Source organism: Bacillus sp. 5mfcol3.1 (assembly GCF_900114335.1).
In the GTDB taxonomy this organism is placed as follows: Bacteria; Bacillota; Bacilli; order Bacillales; family Bacillaceae_G; genus Bacillus_A; species Bacillus_A thuringiensis_S.
Map to the genome: position 1 here is coordinate 360,723 of NZ_FOST01000003.1, position 16,609 is coordinate 377,331.

A 16,609-nucleotide genomic window follows, 5' to 3' on the forward strand; every position below is an offset into this window, starting at 1 on the left:
AAATAATAGAACAGTTAGAAATTAATTTCTGAAAGGGGGGCTTATGTGAAGTATATTGAAATTGGCTTCGGAAATAGGTGGTTCGTTCGAACAGAAACTGAAAATAAAGATGGAACTGAATTTGAGGAACGAGGAATTATAAAACCTATTTATTTTGAGTCTTTATATGTACGAATTTGGTTTCGGAAAACGTGTTTTATTTTTGATACGAAAGAAGGGTTTAAAAAAACTAAGAAGAGGAGGATTGAATATAAATTTATAGTTGGAATTGTAAGTAGAATAAATAAAGAAAAAGTGTGCTGATATACGTTATTATATTGACCAGGAAATTCTTTGGACTTATATCAAATTCATAAAAAGCAATTTTACTAAATATAAATTGTTAATACAACCACTAAAAATTATTATCAAGACCTAAAAGCTAAAAATCTTTAAAAAATAAAGGTGAGCGCATATTAGTCATGTATAATATGTACTCACCTTTATTTTCTTGTTCAAAGCACCCGTTAGTCACTCATGGAACATGGAATAAAGTGTGGTATTGATTTAAAATAAAGTTTGATAATTTATAAAAAAGATTGATAAAACCCTGTATTAATATAAGGTTTTTTTTGCCCCTTAAATTTCAGTTGTATTGTTCAATTAAAGGGCCAGATTGTTGAGGAAACGGGAATAATAAGAATACTCAAAAGATTGTTTGTGAAGTGTTACACTTAAACTAACGGGCAGTTTAGCTTAAGTACATTTTTTCACAAATTTAAAGGGGGAAATTTCCCCATTTTTTATACCAGCTTAACGTTGATTCGGGAATATTGAACTTCGCTACCTGCTAATTGAATTCTACTTCATCTGGAGACCTTTAAATTAAAATGTTTCCTTTCTTCTGACAGACTTATTAAATTTCGAAAACAATCAATTCAATCATCTTTTCGTATAGAAAAACTTATTAAGAAACATGCACTAGAAAAAATATAAATCATATATAGGAGATATCCCGTTTGAATGCTTGAGGAGGATATTATGAAACCTATGTTACCTAGTGAAAAATATTTCGGTAATTTAGAACTAGTTTATGCATTTTATGGGGCTATGCCTACAGGTGTTACTGTTTCAGAAACCGGTCGTATTTTCATTTGCTTTCCGAAATGGGGAGACGATGTTAAATTTACGGTGGCGGAAATTTTTGAGGATAAATTGCAGCCTTATCCTAATTTACAAACCAATTTGGTTAACCCCGAGAATATCCCAATGACTTTCATCAGTGTCCAAAGTGTAGTTGCTGATGGAAGGGGAACGCTTTGGATATTAGATACAGCGGCACCCAATTTTTCTGAACCTATTAAAGGGGGGCAAAATTAGTCGCTGTTGATTTAGAAACCAATACAATAAGAAAAGTATATACCTTTACAGAAGATGTTGTCCTGCCTACAACTTATCTGAATGATGTCCGTTTTGATTTTCGTGTTGGAAAAGCAGGTTATGCCTATATAACGGATTCTTCTTCAAGAGGACCAGGAGCTATTATCGTCGTAGATTTATCAAATGGAAACGCGTTTAGACGGTTAAATGGAGCAAATTCAACTTCACCCGATCCCTATTTTTTACCGAAAGTAGAAGGTCAAATTTTAATGAATCGAAACAAAGACGGTTCAACTTCTCCATTTAGATTGGCGTCTGATAGTCTTGCGATTTCTCCTGATGGAAAGATATTATTTTTTGCTCCACTAACCAGTCGGCATTTGTTCTCGATCTCAACAGAAGCCCTGAGAGACAGAACGATATCGGACATGAATTTACCTTATCATGTGGAGTATTGGGGAGAAAAAGGTGCGCCTGATGGAATGATCACTGATGCAAAGGGAGCTGTTTATGCTGGAGATTATGAAAACAACAGTATCCGTAAGATATTGCCAAATGGCATAATGGAAGCTATCGCACATGATCCGAGAATTTTGTGGCCGGATACTTTTTCAATTGGTCCGGATCAATATTTGTATGTCATTGTGAACCAATTACATCGACAGCCTAGATTTCATTATGGAAAAGACTTACGACAGAAACCTTATAGTTTACTTCGTATCAAAATTGATGAATTTCCTGCTCCGACCTTTTCATAATAAAAATAGTCAATTAATTGTTTTCATTGATAGAAAATGATCAAACTTTTTTATAAAACCAAAACATAAACCTGCTGGATAAGAATCCATTTTGATCAATCTTTTTCAAAATGGATTCTTTTTATTTACCATAGAATACGGGTTAACACGATATTTTTAATCAAACTTTATTTGAAAATTACGAAGGAACTCATGAATGTTTTAAAAAATATGGTGAAGTAGTAATACCCCAACTTATGAGTGAAATTAATGAAAAGTTAAAATGGGATGTTGTTAGTTATGTAGATCATAAGGAGTATGCTTTATGGCCACTACTAAAATATTTTAAAAAGATAATTAAACAAGATTCACAAGAATGGAAAACGCGAGGTTTAGAACTGTATAAATTATCTAGTGTAGCAGATATAAAGGGGAGTAATTTTCTTATCCTTTCTATATAGAAATTGCTATTGGTATTATTATACAATAGGTGTCAGAAAATACAGTTGTTTATTATTGGAGTGAGAGAGAATTATATGTCGATGTCGCTATATTATAAAAAAATCCGTGAGCAATTAGGCCATGAACTAATTCTAATACCGAGTGTAGCTGCTGTTATAAAGAATGGGCAGGGAGATATTTTGTTTCAATATCCTGGCGGGGAATACTGGAGTTTGCCAGCTGGAGCAATTGAGCCTGGAGAAACTCCAGAAGAAGCGGTAGTTCGTGAAGTGTGGGAAGAAACGGGTTTGAAAGTGCAAGTAAAAAAACAAAAAGGGGTATTTGGAGGGGAAAGGTTCCGTCATATATATCCGAATGGCGATCAAGTAGAATATATTGTTGTTGTGTTTGAATGTGAAATTACTAGTGGAAAACTGAAATCGATAGATGGTGAATCTTTAAAACTACAATATTTCTCATTTTCTGAAAAGCCTACTTTAGCACTACCATACCCAGATAATATATTTTTATAGATGTAAAATAGCACACCGTATTTATTGCAGGTGTGCTATTTATATAACCCCGTCGTATACATCTCCGTCAATGTATGTACTATCTCTTCTAACTCAAATTTTTTATCATTTTTCACAATTGCCCAAAGAAACATCTCATTCATTGCGAACCAAGCACGTGCTACAATTTCTTTATTTAATTCAGGCTGTGCTAATCCACTTTCTTGAGAGTATGTAATATCCTGCGTAATATTGTTTATGAAGCGTTCCCGTATCTCGTCCCATTTTTGACGTATCTCTTTTGATAATCCGATTGCTTCTTCTACAACTTGTAAAATAGCTCGTTCTTTCTTTGCTAGTTGTAGAAATGCTCTAACTTGATTTTGAATCATTTTATGTGCTTCTTCCTTCGTTTGAGGCAAAAAGGAGCGCTTGGCAATATCATAAAATTGATTCATAACATCTTCCATTAAAACGGTGAGGAGATCATCTTTGTTTTTAAAGTATACATATGCTGTTCCGTAACCAGTTTCTGCATGTTTAATAATTTGTGTAATTGTCGTTTTTTGAAATCCGTTATTTATAAAAATAGTGTAACCAGAGTGTAATAGTTTTTTCTTCGTTTCTAAGGAGCGGTGTTTTCTTGATGAAAGGGTACTGTTTTTCAAAGAATCACCTCTTTATACTGAAATATCTGAAAATATAACTGTATTGTAAAAGAAATTCATATATAAAGTCAACTGACATAATATCATTGACGTCGTATCAATTGAGGTGATATATTTCAATTAGTTAGAATAAAAAGAAAATTAAGAGAAGGTGACACCATGTATAAAGAACCATTTCAACCGAATTATGAATATGCGCTTGAATGTGATAAACATGATGAACTGAAAGATTTTCAAACTGAATTCTATAAAAAAGAAGGAACGATATATTTAGATGGAAACTCATTAGGACTACTTTCAAAAAGAGCAGAGAAATCATTACTTACGTTGCTAGATTCGTGGAAAGAGTATGGCATTGACGGCTGGACAGAAGGTGAGCACCCGTGGTTTTTCCTTTCAGAGAAATTAGGTAAACTTACAGCCCCTCTTATTGGTGCTTTACCGGAAGAAACTATTGTAACCGGTTCTACAACTACAAATATACACCAAGTTATTGCGACGTTTTACGAACCAAAAGGAATACGTACAAAAATACTTGCGGATGAATTAACTTTCCCATCAGATATTTATGCACTTCAAAGTCAAATTCGTTTAAAAGGATTAGATCCAGAGGAGCATTTAGTAAGAGTGAAAAGCCGAGATGGTAGAACACTTTCTGAAGAAGATATTATTTATGCGATGGAAGATGATATCGCTTTAATTTTATTACCTTCTGTTTTATATAGAAGTGGTCAAATTCTGGATATGAAACGTTTAACAACGGAAGCTCATAAACGCGGCATTCACATTGGATTTGATTTATGCCATTCAATAGGATCTATTCCGCATCATTTCAAAGATTGGGATGTCGATTTTGCTGTTTGGTGCAATTATAAATATTTAAATGCAGGACCGGGTGGCGTTGCAGGAATTTATGTAAATAATAAACATTTTAATAGACTACCAGGGTTGTCTGGATGGTTTAGTTCTAGAAAAGATAAGCAGTTTGATATGGAGCATACATTAACAGCCGCTGATCATGCAGGTGCTTATCAAATTGGTACACCTCACGTTTTAAGTACAGCACCATTAATTGGTTCACTTGAAATTTTCAAAGATGCTGGTATTGAGCGTTTACGTGAGAAATCTTTACATATTACGAGGTACATGCTGAATTTAATTGAACATGAATTAAAAGATTTCGAATTTACAATTGGAAATCCATTAGAGGATGAAAAACGAGGCGGGCACATTTATTTAGAGCATGCAGAAGCAGCACGTATATGTAAAGCACTAAAAGCAAATGGAGTAATTCCAGATTTTAGAGCGCCAAATGGGGTGAGACTTGCGCCGGTCGCTTTATATAACACATACGAAGAAGTGTGGAAATCTGTACAAATATTAAAGAAAATTATGAAAAATGAAGAGTATAAGCAGTTTGAAAATAAGCGAGAGGTTGTGGCATAAATATGAAAACATCAGAGTGGATTGATATTTCACAACCGCTAAATAATAATATTGCAACGTGGCCAGGAGACACACCGTTCTCGTATGAAGTTTCATGGTCAAAAGAAGAAAGTGGCTCGGTAAATGTCGGAAAGTTAACGATGAGTATTCATACAGGCACTCATATTGATGCACCATTTCATTTTGATAATGATGGAAAGAAAGTATTAGATTTAGATGTTCAAGTTTATGTTGGTCCAGCACGGATTATTGACGTTTCTAATTTTGAAAGCATCGGGAAAAAGGAATTAGAAAGCTTTCATTTAGAAGGTGTAGAACGATTATTATTACGTACATCTTCACATGGAAAAGCTGAAGAATTTCCAGATGTGATCCCTCATTTACGTGCAGACATAGCACCTTTTCTTTCAGAGAAAGGTATTCGTTTAATCGGAGTAGATGTACCATCAGTTGATCCGCTAGATGATAAAGAATTAGCAGCGCATCATCAATTATTTAAACATGGAATTCATATTTTAGAAAATGTCGTACTAGATCATGTAGCAGACGGTGATTATGAACTTATTGCATTACCACTTGCATTAACTGATGCAGATGGAAGTCCAGTTCGAGCCGTTATTAGACCAATATAAGTAGAATCATATAAAAGGGGCGTTTGGCTAATATGAAAGAAAATGAAAAAGTAATTATGGAAAAAGGGATTCATACGGATTTTAAAGAGAATATGACGTATGGGGAGTATTTACAATTAGATAGTTTACTATCTTCTCAAAAAAGATTATCGGACCATCATGATGAAATGTTATTTATCGTTATTCACCAAGCAAGTGAGCTTTGGATGAAGCTCATTTTACATGAGCTAAATGCGGCGATTGAATCTATTAAACAAGATAAATTACAACCAGCTTTTAAAATGTTAGCACGTGTATCAAAAATTCAGTCTCAAATTATTCAATCTTGGGATATTCTTGCGACATTAACACCATCAGAATATATTGAGTTTCGTGATTCACTCGGTCAAGCTTCAGGTTTTCAATCGTATCAATATCGTATGATTGAGTATGCACTTGGCTATAAAACGCCACACGCATTAAAAATTTATGAAAAGGATCCAGAATTACATGCACGACTTCATAAAGCGCTACATGCACCAAGTCTATATGATGTCGCGATTCAAGCATTAGTAAAAGAAGGATTCCCTATTCATAAAGATGTGTTAAACCGTGATATTACGCAACCTTATGAAGAAGATGCAACAGTAGAAGCAGCGTGGTTAGAAGTATATGCGGATGTGAAAAAATATTGGAATTTATATCAGCTTGCTGAAAAATTGATTGATATTGAAGACTGGCTACAACAATGGCGTTTTCGTCATATGAAAACAGTAGAACGAATTATTGGACATAAAATGGGAACAGGTGGATCCTCCGGTGTTTCTTATTTAAAACGAGTACTTGATCAACAATTCTTCCCAGAGCTGTGGAATGTTCGTACGAAATTATAAAAATAAACCTGTCAGTTCATTATGACTGACAGGTTTATTTTTATTTGAGCACAATTATGTTTAAAATGAAGGAACAAGATATAATAAATGGAGTAACTATTTAAATGGAGGTAAAGTTTTTGGATTTCAAGCAACTAGAAAATAAATTCGAAAAGAAAAAAGTGAATACATTTCTTGTTTATCAAAAAGGGGAATTAACAACTGAGTACTATAAAACACCTGAATGTGCAAATAAATTATATAAAATAAATTCGATTACAAAAAGTATTGTATCTTTATTAATTGGTATTGCTCTTGATAAGAGCTATATAAATGATATACATACACCGATTACAGAGTGGATTGAAAATGTACCTGGGGAAAAACATGATTTGACGCTTTATCACTTATTAACAATGACTACTGGTGAGGATTGGAAAGAGTTTGGAAATGGAGTAGTATTCCCAAATGACTTTGTAGAATCAGAGAACTGGGTACAGTACATATTAGAAAAGCCAATAATTGAAGAACCTGCTACAAAAATGAATTATAATTCAGGTTCTTCTCATTTACTGAGCTATATTATTCAAGAAGCTACTGGAATGTCGACAGAGCGGTTTGCAAAGAAATATTTATTTGATCCATTAGAAATTAACGAATACGAGTGGCAACAAGATCCGCAAGGTATATATGTCGGCGGCTTCGGTATGAAAATGAAATCTACCGATTTATTAAAATTAGGAAAGTTATGTTTGCAAAATGGATATTGGAATGAAAAAGAAATTGTATCAGCGAAATGGTTAGAAGAGTCAAGTAGGGCTCTATTTGAAACATATGAACATGTCGGTGCATATGGATATCACTGGTGGGTATTAGATAACGGAAGATTTCACATACCGTATTGTATATATTTTGCTATGGGATACGGCGGACAATACATCGTTATCATTCCTCAGTTAGAAATAGTAGCTATTATAAGTAGTCATATGCCAAAACGTGGGCTTGTTCCATTAAAACTATTTATTGAGCATGTACAGGGAAATTCTAATTATATATAAGAAAAGGAGGGAATGTATGAAGGATGAAAAAAATTTATCTTTATTTAGATTATGTTTAAGTCTTCTAGTGTGTAGCGCCATTATTACGCAATTCATAATTAGGGCACAAGTGAAGCCGTTTAATCCAGTTAACTTTTTTAGTTTCTTCACTATTGAAAGTAACATTTTAGTTGCATGTATTCTCCTTTTAAGCAGTATCGGAACAGCTACATTTGGTCGCTCAGAACAGTTTAGTATACTTCGTGGTGCGGCAACGGTATACATACTTACGACAGGACTCGTTTATTTTTTGTTACTAAGAGGGTTAGAAGAGTCACTTCAAACGGCAATACCATGGGTAAATACTGTGCTACATTATATCATGCCGATTGCAATGCTTTTAGATTGGATTTTAAATCCACCTATTAAGAAAATCACTTGGAAACAAGCTGCAAGTTGGCTCTTATTCCCGTGTTTTTACGTTGTATATAGCTTAATACGTGGTCCAATCGTGAATTGGTATCCATATCCGTTTTTAGATCCGAGAATAGGTGGATATGGTAAAGTACTTTTATATAGTATAGGGATAGCTGTAGTAATTGGCGCTATTTGTATATTGGTAAGATTTTTAGGGAATCGAAACTTTAGGAAAGAATTTTAGAAATGCAAGGAACCCCACTGTTTCCATTTTTAACAGTGGGGTTTCACTTTATCTACTCGTCTTCTGAAACGACAACTTTATAAATTTCTCCGTCTTCGTTTCAAATTCTACATCAACAAAAACACCATATTCTTTTCCATCTTCACGTAACCACAATTTAAATTTTTCAACAGTTATTTGAACTGTTTTTGGTTTTCTACCTATATGAAGATAGTCAATAATTTCTGCTTTTGGGTATTGTTCTTTCGTCTTTTCTACGGCAAGTTTACCCCATTTGGCATACGGCGGCTGCGCATGAACAATTGATGAGTCTGTATATATATTTGAACATGTTGTTAGGAACAGAATGACGAGTGCGACACGTTTTAACGATTTCTTCATGATGAACTCCTTTCATCCTTTTTTTATATTGTTTACATATTTTTTCAACGATATTAGTTTGGATTTTTTTGTCTTCTTTACATAAAAGCGAGGCTTTTACAAAACATAACCAAGAAATCATTTCCGTAATTAAGGAGGGAAAATTATGCGCCAAAAAGCTATTTTTAAAATAGCAGTTTTACTTGCGTTCATAGGACTGTCTTTAATGGTCAGTAGTATACAACTAAAGAATGTAGAAGCTTTTTCTAATCAAGTTATTCAAAGAGGAGCATCTGGCGAAGATGTCATTGAACTGCAATCTCGTTTGAAATATAACGGATTTTATACGGGAAAAGTGGATGGTGTTTTCGGATGGGGTACATACTGGGCACTTCGGAATTTTCAAGAGAAATTCGGATTACCCGTTGATGGTTTAGCTGGAGCTAAAACGAAGCAAATGCTCGTGAAGGCAACGAAGTATGACAAGTCAACTGCTAATAAAGGGACAACAACGAATAAAGGAAATAGCGGCGGAACTGCACAAGAGAATAAACCACCTCAAAATAAAGGGACAAATGTTCCGAACGGTTATTCTCAAAATGATATTCAGCTTATGGCAAACGCAGTATACGGCGAATCACGTGGTGAACCGTATTTAGGACAAGTTGCAGTAGCTGCCGTTATTTTGAATCGTGTTACAAGTGCGTCATTCCCAAATACTGTTTCAGGTGTAATCTTTGAGCCTAGAGCATTTACAGCAGTAGCCGATGGACAAATATATTTAACGCCAAATGAAACAGCAAAAAAAGCAGTTTTAGATGCGATTAACGGATGGGATCCAACAGGAAATGCTTTATATTATTTCAATCCAGATACTGCGACTAGTAAATGGATTTGGACTCGTCCACAAATTAAAAAAATCGGTAAACATATTTTCTGTAAATAGAGCGGAGGTGGGATAATGTTACGAGGTATTATCATTGTATTATTAACAGTCGGTGTAGTAGGAACAGGCTATTGGGGCTATAAAGAGCACCAAGAGAAAAATGCGGTTTTAATTCGAGCGGAAAATAGCTATCAACGTGCATTCCATGATTTAGCATACGAAGTCGATTTATTACACGATAAAATTGGCACAACACTTGCGATGAATTCACGATCATCTTTATCACCTGCATTAGCGGATGTATGGCGTTTAACATCTGAAGCTCGCTCAGATGTTGGACAACTTCCTTTAACATTAATGCCATTTAATAAAACGGAAGAATTTTTAGCGAATATCGGTGATTTCAGTTACCGTGCAGCCATTCGTGATTTAGAAAAAGAGCCGTTAAATGAGCAAGAATATAAAACGCTACAAACTTTATATTCAAATGCAGGAAATATACAAGATGAACTAAGAAAAGTACAACATCTTGTTTTGAAAAATAATTTACGCTGGATGGATGTAGAAATGGCACTTGCATCAAATCGTGATCCAGCAGATAACACAATTATTGATGGATTGAAAACTGTAGAGAAAAACGTAACATCATATTCTTCTACAAACTTCGGACCGACCTTTACAAGTGCGCAAAAAAATAAAAAAGGCGGATTTGAAGCGGAAGGAAAGGCAATTTCTAAAGATGAAGCGGCGAAAATTGCCAAATCGTTTTTAAATTTAAAAGGAAATGAAAAAGTAGATGTAGAGAAAAGTGGAAAAGGTGCGAAAGAATCCTTCTATAGTGTGAAAATTAAAGATGAAGCAACGAACAATGAGTTCTATATGGATATTACCGGAAAAGGCGGATATCCAATTTGGGTTATGAATAACCGCGAAATTAAAGAACAGAAAGTTAGTTTAAACGATGCAGGTAGTAAAGGTTTAAAATTTTTAAAGGACCATAAGTTTAATAATATGGAGCTTTATGATAGCTCTCAATATGATAATGTTGGTGTATTTACGTATGTAGTAAATGAAAATGGAGTACGAATTTATCCAGAAGCAATCCAAATGAAAATTGCTTTAGATGACGGTTCTATCGTAGGGTTCTCCGCAAAAGAATATTTAGCGTCACATCAAAAACGAACAGTTCCATCGGCAAAGCTAACTGCAGCAGAAGCAAGAAAGAAAATCAATCCGGATGTAAAAGTAATGGAAGAACGTAAAGCTGTAGTAGTTAATGATTTGCATAATGAAGTACTTTGCTATGAATTTGTAGGTATTTTAGGAAAAGATACGTACCAAATATTCATTAATGCTAATAGCGGGGCCGAGGAAAAGGTAAAGAAAATGCAAGCTGTTGAAAAAATTTATGATTAAACCTTAAAAGTGAAGTGGTGAAAATAATGAAAACTCTAATATATATATTAATGCTTGGCTTCGTTATAACTGGATGCAGTATTGGAACAAAAGAAAACCCAAACGAAAAGCCGGAACAAAAAAATGTTTCAATGAAAAATGTTAATTATACGAATAAATCAAATAAGCCAAATGAAAAAGCGGCAGATCATTTAGCATCTTTAGCAGCAAGTGTACCAGGTGTGAATGATGCGACAGCGGTCGTTGTTGGAAAATATGCTATTGTAGGTATAGACGTAAAAGCAAAACTTGATCGAACTCGTGTTGAATCAATTAAATATTCTGTTGCAGAAAGTTTAAAAAATGACCCTGACGGTGCTAATGCAGTCGTTGTAGCAGATGTTGATACGTATGAACGCCTCAAACAAATCGGAAAGCAAATTAAAAAAGGAAAAACAGGTGAAGGTATACTAGATGAATTAGCGGCTATTGTGGGACGAGTAATGCCACAAGTTCCAAATGATATGATTGAAAATCGAGAACCGAATCCAATTAAAGATAATGATAAACAATTACCAAAAGATGAAGAACAAGAGTTAAGAAAAGAACAGGATGATCAATCAAATAATCATTTGAATAAATGAAATTAGCCTCGTACTTAATTGTGCGAGGTCTTTAAGTATAATATTAAATATTCAGTTTATTTTTAAGGGAATATATGGTTTAATTATGATGGGAGGGACAACTGTTATGATGAAAAAAAGCGCATGTATATTGTTTAGTTTATGCTTAGGTTTCAGTATGACAGCGTGTGAACAGAGAAAAGAAGTGAAAAATCAAACAGCAACTTCTTCTACTGTGATGGAAAGGCAACAGAAAGAATCTATCAATATAAATCATTTCTCGAACATAAATGAAGGAATGACTTATACAGAAGTGAAAGATTTAATTGGTTTTGAAGGGGATTTACTTATAGAAGAAGGGGTAGAACATTCTACACAAATTAAACAAATTTTTGCTTGGAAAGGAAACAATCCAAATTCATTTGTTGAAATTACCTTTTTAGATGGAAGAGTGCATTCAAAAGCACAGCAAGGTATAAGTTAATAAGCTAAAAAATGGGAGAGTTTAGCATGAACATACACACAGGGGAAATTCAATTAGTTCCGTATAAGGAGAAATATAAAGAAGTTATACAAACATTTACTTTACCAAGTGAACAAGTTCAGTTTACAGCAGATCCGAGCGCATTACTGGAAAAAGCAAAAAGTGATCGTACAAAAAATGTGATTGTTATTTTAGATTACAATGGCGTACCGGTGGGTCTTTTCGCATTGGAAACGGGAGATAGAGTAAAGGAGTTCACAGATAATGAGGATGCTTTACTTTTAACGTCATTTTCTATTAAACACAATAGACAAAGAAAAGGATTCGCTAAAAAGTCATTGTTATTATTAGAAGAGTTTGTAAAACGCTATTTTCCAATAAAAAATGAAGTTGTACTTGCTGTGAATGAAAGAAATATTCCTGCACAAAATTTATATGCAAAAGTCGGCTTCGAGGATAAAGGTTTTAGAAGAATGGGACCAATTGGCCAACAAATAATAATGCATTTACCTATAATGAAATAATGAGATAGAAAACTTACTCTTGAATATTCACGTAGTAGGTTTTTTTATTTTAGTAATATATAATATATGTATATAAAATGAAACAGAAATGAAGGATATAAAAAATGAATCAAGATAGAAAATGGAATATCGTTTGGGGAAGAGTGATTAAAACTGGGATTGCAGTTTTTCTTACAGTGTTAGTTTGTGAATTTTTTAACATTCCAACTATTTTTGCTGTAATAACAGCAATTGTTACAATTGAACCAACTGCAACAGACTCAATAAAAAAAGGGCTTATTCGCTTTCCGGCCTCAACAATGTGATCGGCATATGCCATGACGTTCACATTTTTCTTAGGTCATCAAGCAATTTCTTATGCATTAGCTGCGATGTTTACGATCGTTACATGTCAAAAACTAAGGTTACATGCGGGAACATTAGTCGCAACTTTAACTGCTGTAGCTATGATTCCAATTACGGCAGATCATTATTTCACTGCATTTTTAATTCGTTTAGCTACTACATCTACTGGTATTATAGTATCTACTTTAGTGAATTTTTTCATTTTCCCACCACACTACACGAAAACGATTTTTGGATGTACAGAGGATCTATTTGCTAAAACAGCAAATATTATGGAAGAATGGATTACTGCATTAGTTGCAGGAAAAGGTATGAAAAAGGAGACCGCTCAGGGTTTATCTAAATTGACTGTATTATTGCATAAGGCGATACAATTTGTTCAATATGAGCAGAAAGATTGGAAATATCATCAACATACAAAGAAGGAAATGAGAAGCTTTTTAACCATGCAGAACCAACTTCATATATTACAGCAAATCATTTACCATATAGATAATTTAGCTCGAGTGTCAATTGAGACTTGTGACTGGTCACAAAGTGAAAGGGAAATATTACAACGAACAATTCATTCTATAATTGCTATATTGAGAAAACGTTGTAATGAAATTGATGAGGAACATTTGAAACTTATTGCTGAATTAGACAAGCAATTTTGGAGTTATAAAAATGATTTAAAAGATTATAAACCAAATCATTATCATCACCATTTTTCAAGTGAGTCTATTATTTTATTTGAGGTATTATCTATTCATGATATGTTAGAAGAATTAAAACAAATATCCGAGAAATATGAGTGGGAAAATTGATTCAATTGATAAGTTTATTTTATTGTGAGGGGAATAATATGACACTTTATATTGCATTACTAAGAGGAATCAATGTCGGTGGACATAAAGTAATCAAAATGGCTGATTTAAAACGAGTGTTTGAATCAATAGGGTTAAAACAAGTGAAAACATATATACAAAGTGGTAATATCGTGTTCGAATCTGAGGAAGATATAAACTTTCTAAAGGACCGAATACAATCTGAAATAAAAAATGAATTTGATTTCGATGTTCCAGTCATGCTAAGAACATATGGTGAATTTATAAATATTATTAAACAATGTCCGTATGAAGTTCATTCATTGTTAGAAGGAGAAAGTGTTCATGTTGCTTTTTTAGCTAATGTACTTTCTGAAGAGGAAAGTAGTCAATTGCTTACATTTAAAAGTGAACTTGAAGATTGCTATATAGATGAGAAGGTTGCTTATTTGTTTTTCAAAAATAGCATTCGAAATTCTAAATTAATGAACCAGTTTCAGAAGTTACATACACCAGCTACAGTTAGGAATTGGCGTACTGTGAATAAATTAAAAGCAATTGTAGAGAGTATGTAAATATAAAAAGATGAGGTTTTCTACATGTAGAAAACCTCATCTTTTTACTTATATTGTTTTGCAACTATGAGTTCGACAATAGGATAAATAAAGAATGAAGAGCAAATTGCGATGAACAGAGGGAGGTTTTTAACGCCATCTAAATTAGCCCCCATAGAAAATCCTTCGGAGAAGATTAATAAAAGGAACATTACAACTACAAGCACAAAATACGCAATTTTAAAGCTTTTATATGTAATTTGCTGGCCCATTTCATCTTGACTTTCTTCTGATACACCGTGGGGATCTCCCCAAGTAATGTGATTAATTAAATTACTAAGTATTAACGAGATAGCAAAAATCGTACCACCCAAAATAGAACCTTCAGTGATGTATTTATATGTGCCATGTACTAGTATTGCAATTAATGCTAAAACAATGATTATAAAAATAGTTTTTTTAGTATTCAATAAATAATTGCCCCCCTCGATTGTAAAAAACTCTTTACAAATATAAGTATAAAATTGGAAAAACATCATGTCAAATACTTTTTACATATAATATGTAAGTATGCAATATTTTGGTTTTATGATAAATAAAAAATTACAATACATTTGAATGTAAAAGAATGGGCTCGCATATATTTGGAAGGGATGTCAGATTAATTTAGGGGGTAGTTATGTCTATACTTTTAAAAGCTGGTGCAGATGCAGGAAACAACGGTTTGAAGTTAATGGTGAAAGGGCAAGACCCTATTTTTATTCCGAGTATTTATTCTTTATATATAGGTGAGCCTACAGGACTCTTAGACGAGGTAGATGTTTCATTATCTGAATTAGAAAACCACATTGATGTGACTATAAGTTCGCCATCGTTAATGCTAAATAATGTACGATACATCGTTGGAGAAAAAGTCATTCAAGATCAATTAAAAGGTACTGAGGTAGAGAAGAAATCAAATAAGTCAACGGATGAGTTAATGGTTATTACAATACTATCAGGTTTGGCGGTAAGCGCTATGCGTCAAAGTCCAACTTCTAGCCATATTAATATTCGATATGATTTATCTGTCGCTCTTCCTATGCAGCTTATTACACAAGAAATAGCTGCTGAAAATGCAAAACGTTATATGGGAAATCATAAGGTTATTTTCCATTATCCGAACGGACGCGATGTGACAATTAATGTTTCAATTGAGTATTGTAAATGCCTGCCTGAGGGTGCTTCTGGGACGTGGGGCATTGTATACGATGAAGAAGGAAATGTTGTGAAACATAAAATAGAATGTGAGCAAAATCAAGTTTCTGAAATTGATTTTGTAGATAAAACTCTACTCTCTTTTGATATTGGTGCAGGGACGACAGAAGAAGTCGTTTCATTAGGGGTAAATTTCCGTCCGCAACTAAGTAAAGGTTTATCTTATGGTGTAAAAGAGACGTTACTACAAATCATTACGAGATGGAACCGGAAGTATCCAACTAAGACGATTGATAGTATTACAGAATTCAATCAAATTTATTTAAATGATAAGCATCCGAGAAATACCTTATTAGTTGAGGAATCACAGCCAGCGCTATTAGGTTTAGCAGCACGTGTTGCAACAGATATTATAAATAAAATTGATGATATGAAAGACGATCCATACGTGTTTATTTATGGCGGGGGTGCAGTAATTATTAAAAACAGTTTAAAAATGATTTTAAAGCAAAAAGGACGACTCAAAAATGTAATCTTTGTAGATAATCCGTTATTTACAAATGCACGAGGATTATTAGTTTATACTTGTTCGCCAAAATATAGAGAGCATAAGCAAAAAGAGTTAGGATTTACAAACTTAACGATAAGTTAGTTGGTGGAAGTATGCGATCTAGGCGATATAAACGTGGTGATCGAGTAAAAATCAATATTCATAAATCGGTATCACCTGAAATGCTTGCGTGGCTGAATAAACAATCAAATCCAACTAATTTCTTCTTTTTTGCTGCGCAGCAATTATTTAAACAAGTAGGAGATATTGACGTTTCAAAAGCTTTACCAAGCAGCCATGTTTTCTCATTATATGTGGAGCCTTCATCCTTATTAAAAGTCGAAGTAAACCCTTTTAAAAACATGACACTAGAAGCAAATACATCCACCGAAAATGCAAAAAAAAAATTATGGGAATCTGTTGATCAATTAGATTGTCCATTTTTTTAAACATAGAAAAATATAAGAAGTCCCATCACTATACATACGAATACAGTGATGGGTTTTTGTTTGTAAATGGAAGGGGCACAATGCAATTTGTG

At 33.6% G+C, this 16,609-nt stretch carries 18 protein-coding genes and 2 pseudogenes; 17 read left to right on the forward strand and 3 right to left on the reverse strand.

All coding sequences use genetic code 11. The features are described 5' to 3' along the window. The first annotated feature begins 45 nt into the window (after positions 1-45). From BM089_RS20090 to BM089_RS20110, 3 genes and pseudogenes are all read left to right on the forward strand, one after another. Positions 46-303: a DUF3977 family protein gene (locus BM089_RS20090; RefSeq protein ID WP_000873825.1), complete on the forward strand. Its 258-nt coding sequence runs from the start codon at positions 46-48 to the stop codon at positions 301-303. Between the two features lie 717 nt (positions 304-1,020). Continuing rightward, positions 1,021-2,117, forward strand: a pseudogene (locus BM089_RS20100) (L-dopachrome tautomerase-related protein). Positions 2,118-2,632: 515 nt separating this feature from the next. After that, positions 2,633-3,070, forward strand: a complete 438-nt coding sequence (locus tag BM089_RS20110) for an NUDIX hydrolase (RefSeq protein ID WP_000062938.1) — start codon at positions 2,633-2,635, stop codon at positions 3,068-3,070. A 35-nt stretch (positions 3,071-3,105) separates the two neighbouring features. Here BM089_RS20110 and BM089_RS20115 read toward each other — a convergent pair whose 3' ends face one another. Further along, complete coding sequence (locus tag BM089_RS20115) at positions 3,106-3,717, reverse strand: TetR/AcrR family transcriptional regulator (RefSeq protein ID WP_000798544.1); 612 nt, start codon at positions 3,715-3,717, stop codon at positions 3,106-3,108. A gap of 159 nt (positions 3,718-3,876) precedes the next feature. Between BM089_RS20115 and kynU the strand changes: the two genes are divergently transcribed. The 5 genes from kynU to BM089_RS20140 all read left to right on the forward strand — a co-directional run bounded on the left by kynU (position 3,877) and on the right by BM089_RS20140 (position 8,344). Continuing rightward, positions 3,877-5,163: a kynureninase gene (gene kynU / locus BM089_RS20120; RefSeq protein WP_000276261.1), complete on the forward strand. Its 1,287-nt coding sequence runs from the start codon at positions 3,877-3,879 to the stop codon at positions 5,161-5,163. Positions 5,164-5,165: 2 nt separating this feature from the next. After that, the gene (gene kynB, locus BM089_RS20125; RefSeq protein WP_000858069.1) at positions 5,166-5,795 is read left to right on the forward strand and encodes an arylformamidase; all 630 of its coding nucleotides are present in this window, start codon (positions 5,166-5,168) and stop codon (positions 5,793-5,795) included. A gap of 32 nt (positions 5,796-5,827) precedes the next feature. Further along, complete coding sequence (gene kynA, locus BM089_RS20130) at positions 5,828-6,667, forward strand: tryptophan 2,3-dioxygenase (protein WP_000661957.1); 840 nt, start codon at positions 5,828-5,830, stop codon at positions 6,665-6,667. Between the two features lie 119 nt (positions 6,668-6,786). Then, positions 6,787-7,704 (forward strand): serine hydrolase domain-containing protein, encoded by a 918-nt coding sequence (locus tag BM089_RS20135; protein WP_000346232.1) that lies wholly within the window; start codon positions 6,787-6,789, stop codon positions 7,702-7,704. Between the two features lie 16 nt (positions 7,705-7,720). Further along, positions 7,721-8,344: a Pr6Pr family membrane protein gene (locus tag BM089_RS20140; protein WP_090977863.1), complete on the forward strand. Its 624-nt coding sequence runs from the start codon at positions 7,721-7,723 to the stop codon at positions 8,342-8,344. A 48-nt stretch (positions 8,345-8,392) separates the two neighbouring features. Here BM089_RS20140 and BM089_RS20145 read toward each other — a convergent pair whose 3' ends face one another. After that, entirely contained in the window at positions 8,393-8,725 is a 333-nt protein-coding gene (locus BM089_RS20145) for a DUF3889 domain-containing protein (RefSeq protein WP_016512695.1), read from the reverse strand. A 145-nt stretch (positions 8,726-8,870) separates the two neighbouring features. On the opposite strand from BM089_RS20145, the gene sleB reads away from it, so the two are divergent. The 7 genes and pseudogenes from sleB to BM089_RS20180 all read left to right on the forward strand — a co-directional run bounded on the left by sleB (position 8,871) and on the right by BM089_RS20180 (position 14,342). Next, positions 8,871-9,650 (forward strand): spore cortex-lytic enzyme, encoded by a 780-nt coding sequence (sleB, locus tag BM089_RS20150; RefSeq protein WP_001249053.1) that lies wholly within the window; start codon positions 8,871-8,873, stop codon positions 9,648-9,650. Between the two features lie 15 nt (positions 9,651-9,665). Beyond that, complete coding sequence (gene ypeB, locus BM089_RS20155) at positions 9,666-11,006, forward strand: germination protein YpeB (RefSeq protein WP_088020221.1); 1,341 nt, start codon at positions 9,666-9,668, stop codon at positions 11,004-11,006. Positions 11,007-11,032: 26 nt separating this feature from the next. Continuing rightward, on the forward strand, positions 11,033-11,629 hold the full coding sequence (locus BM089_RS20160) for a YhcN/YlaJ family sporulation lipoprotein (RefSeq protein ID WP_090977865.1): 597 nt from the start codon (positions 11,033-11,035) through the stop codon (positions 11,627-11,629). Between the two features lie 106 nt (positions 11,630-11,735). Continuing rightward, positions 11,736-12,092 carry a hypothetical protein gene (locus BM089_RS20165; protein ID WP_090977867.1) on the forward strand — a complete coding sequence of 119 codons (357 nt, stop codon included), beginning with the start codon at positions 11,736-11,738 and terminating at the stop codon, positions 12,090-12,092. A gap of 11 nt (positions 12,093-12,103) precedes the next feature. After that, a complete protein-coding gene (locus tag BM089_RS20170; protein WP_139213299.1) occupies positions 12,104-12,616 on the forward strand; it encodes a GNAT family N-acetyltransferase in 513 nt (170 codons plus the stop codon). A 104-nt stretch (positions 12,617-12,720) separates the two neighbouring features. Next, positions 12,721-13,767: pseudogene (locus BM089_RS20175) on the forward strand (aromatic acid exporter family protein). Positions 13,768-13,805: 38 nt separating this feature from the next. After that, positions 13,806-14,342, forward strand: coding sequence for a DUF1697 domain-containing protein (locus tag BM089_RS20180; protein WP_000177384.1), 537 nt, complete (start codon positions 13,806-13,808; stop codon positions 14,340-14,342). A gap of 44 nt (positions 14,343-14,386) precedes the next feature. Here the strand turns inward: BM089_RS20180 and BM089_RS20185 are convergent, their stop codons facing one another. Then, complete coding sequence (locus BM089_RS20185) at positions 14,387-14,791, reverse strand: hypothetical protein (RefSeq protein ID WP_001093141.1); 405 nt, start codon at positions 14,789-14,791, stop codon at positions 14,387-14,389. A 209-nt stretch (positions 14,792-15,000) separates the two neighbouring features. Here BM089_RS20185 and BM089_RS20190 point away from each other — a divergent pair, with 209 nt between their 5' ends. Both BM089_RS20190 and BM089_RS20195 read left to right on the forward strand, forming a co-directional pair. Continuing rightward, positions 15,001-16,170, forward strand: coding sequence for a ParM/StbA family protein (locus BM089_RS20190; RefSeq protein ID WP_000025622.1), 1,170 nt, complete (start codon positions 15,001-15,003; stop codon positions 16,168-16,170). Between the two features lie 11 nt (positions 16,171-16,181). Next, a complete protein-coding gene (locus tag BM089_RS20195; protein WP_001257761.1) occupies positions 16,182-16,517 on the forward strand; it encodes a hypothetical protein in 336 nt (111 codons plus the stop codon). Positions 16,518-16,609 lie beyond the last annotated feature (92 nt).

Coding starts and splice junctions, on each gene's coding strand:
- BM089_RS20110 (WP_000062938.1), top strand. CDS start 2,633: ATGTCGATGTCGCTATATTATAAAAAAATCCGTGAGCAATTAGGCCAT.
- kynU (WP_000276261.1), top strand. CDS start 3,877: ATGTATAAAGAACCATTTCAACCGAATTATGAATATGCGCTTGAATGT.
- kynB (WP_000858069.1), top strand. CDS start 5,166: ATGAAAACATCAGAGTGGATTGATATTTCACAACCGCTAAATAATAAT.
- kynA (WP_000661957.1), top strand. CDS start 5,828: ATGAAAGAAAATGAAAAAGTAATTATGGAAAAAGGGATTCATACGGAT.
- BM089_RS20140 (WP_090977863.1), top strand. CDS start 7,721: ATGAAGGATGAAAAAAATTTATCTTTATTTAGATTATGTTTAAGTCTT.
- BM089_RS20145 (WP_016512695.1), bottom strand. CDS start 8,725: ATGAAGAAATCGTTAAAACGTGTCGCACTCGTCATTCTGTTCCTAACA.
- sleB (WP_001249053.1), top strand. CDS start 8,871: ATGCGCCAAAAAGCTATTTTTAAAATAGCAGTTTTACTTGCGTTCATA.
- ypeB (WP_088020221.1), top strand. CDS start 9,666: ATGTTACGAGGTATTATCATTGTATTATTAACAGTCGGTGTAGTAGGA.
- BM089_RS20160 (WP_090977865.1), top strand. CDS start 11,033: ATGAAAACTCTAATATATATATTAATGCTTGGCTTCGTTATAACTGGA.
- BM089_RS20165 (WP_090977867.1), top strand. CDS start 11,736: ATGATGAAAAAAAGCGCATGTATATTGTTTAGTTTATGCTTAGGTTTC.
- BM089_RS20170 (WP_139213299.1), top strand. CDS start 12,104: ATGGGAGAGTTTAGCATGAACATACACACAGGGGAAATTCAATTAGTT.
- BM089_RS20180 (WP_000177384.1), top strand. CDS start 13,806: ATGACACTTTATATTGCATTACTAAGAGGAATCAATGTCGGTGGACAT.
- BM089_RS20190 (WP_000025622.1), top strand. CDS start 15,001: ATGTCTATACTTTTAAAAGCTGGTGCAGATGCAGGAAACAACGGTTTG.
- BM089_RS20195 (WP_001257761.1), top strand. CDS start 16,182: ATGCGATCTAGGCGATATAAACGTGGTGATCGAGTAAAAATCAATATT.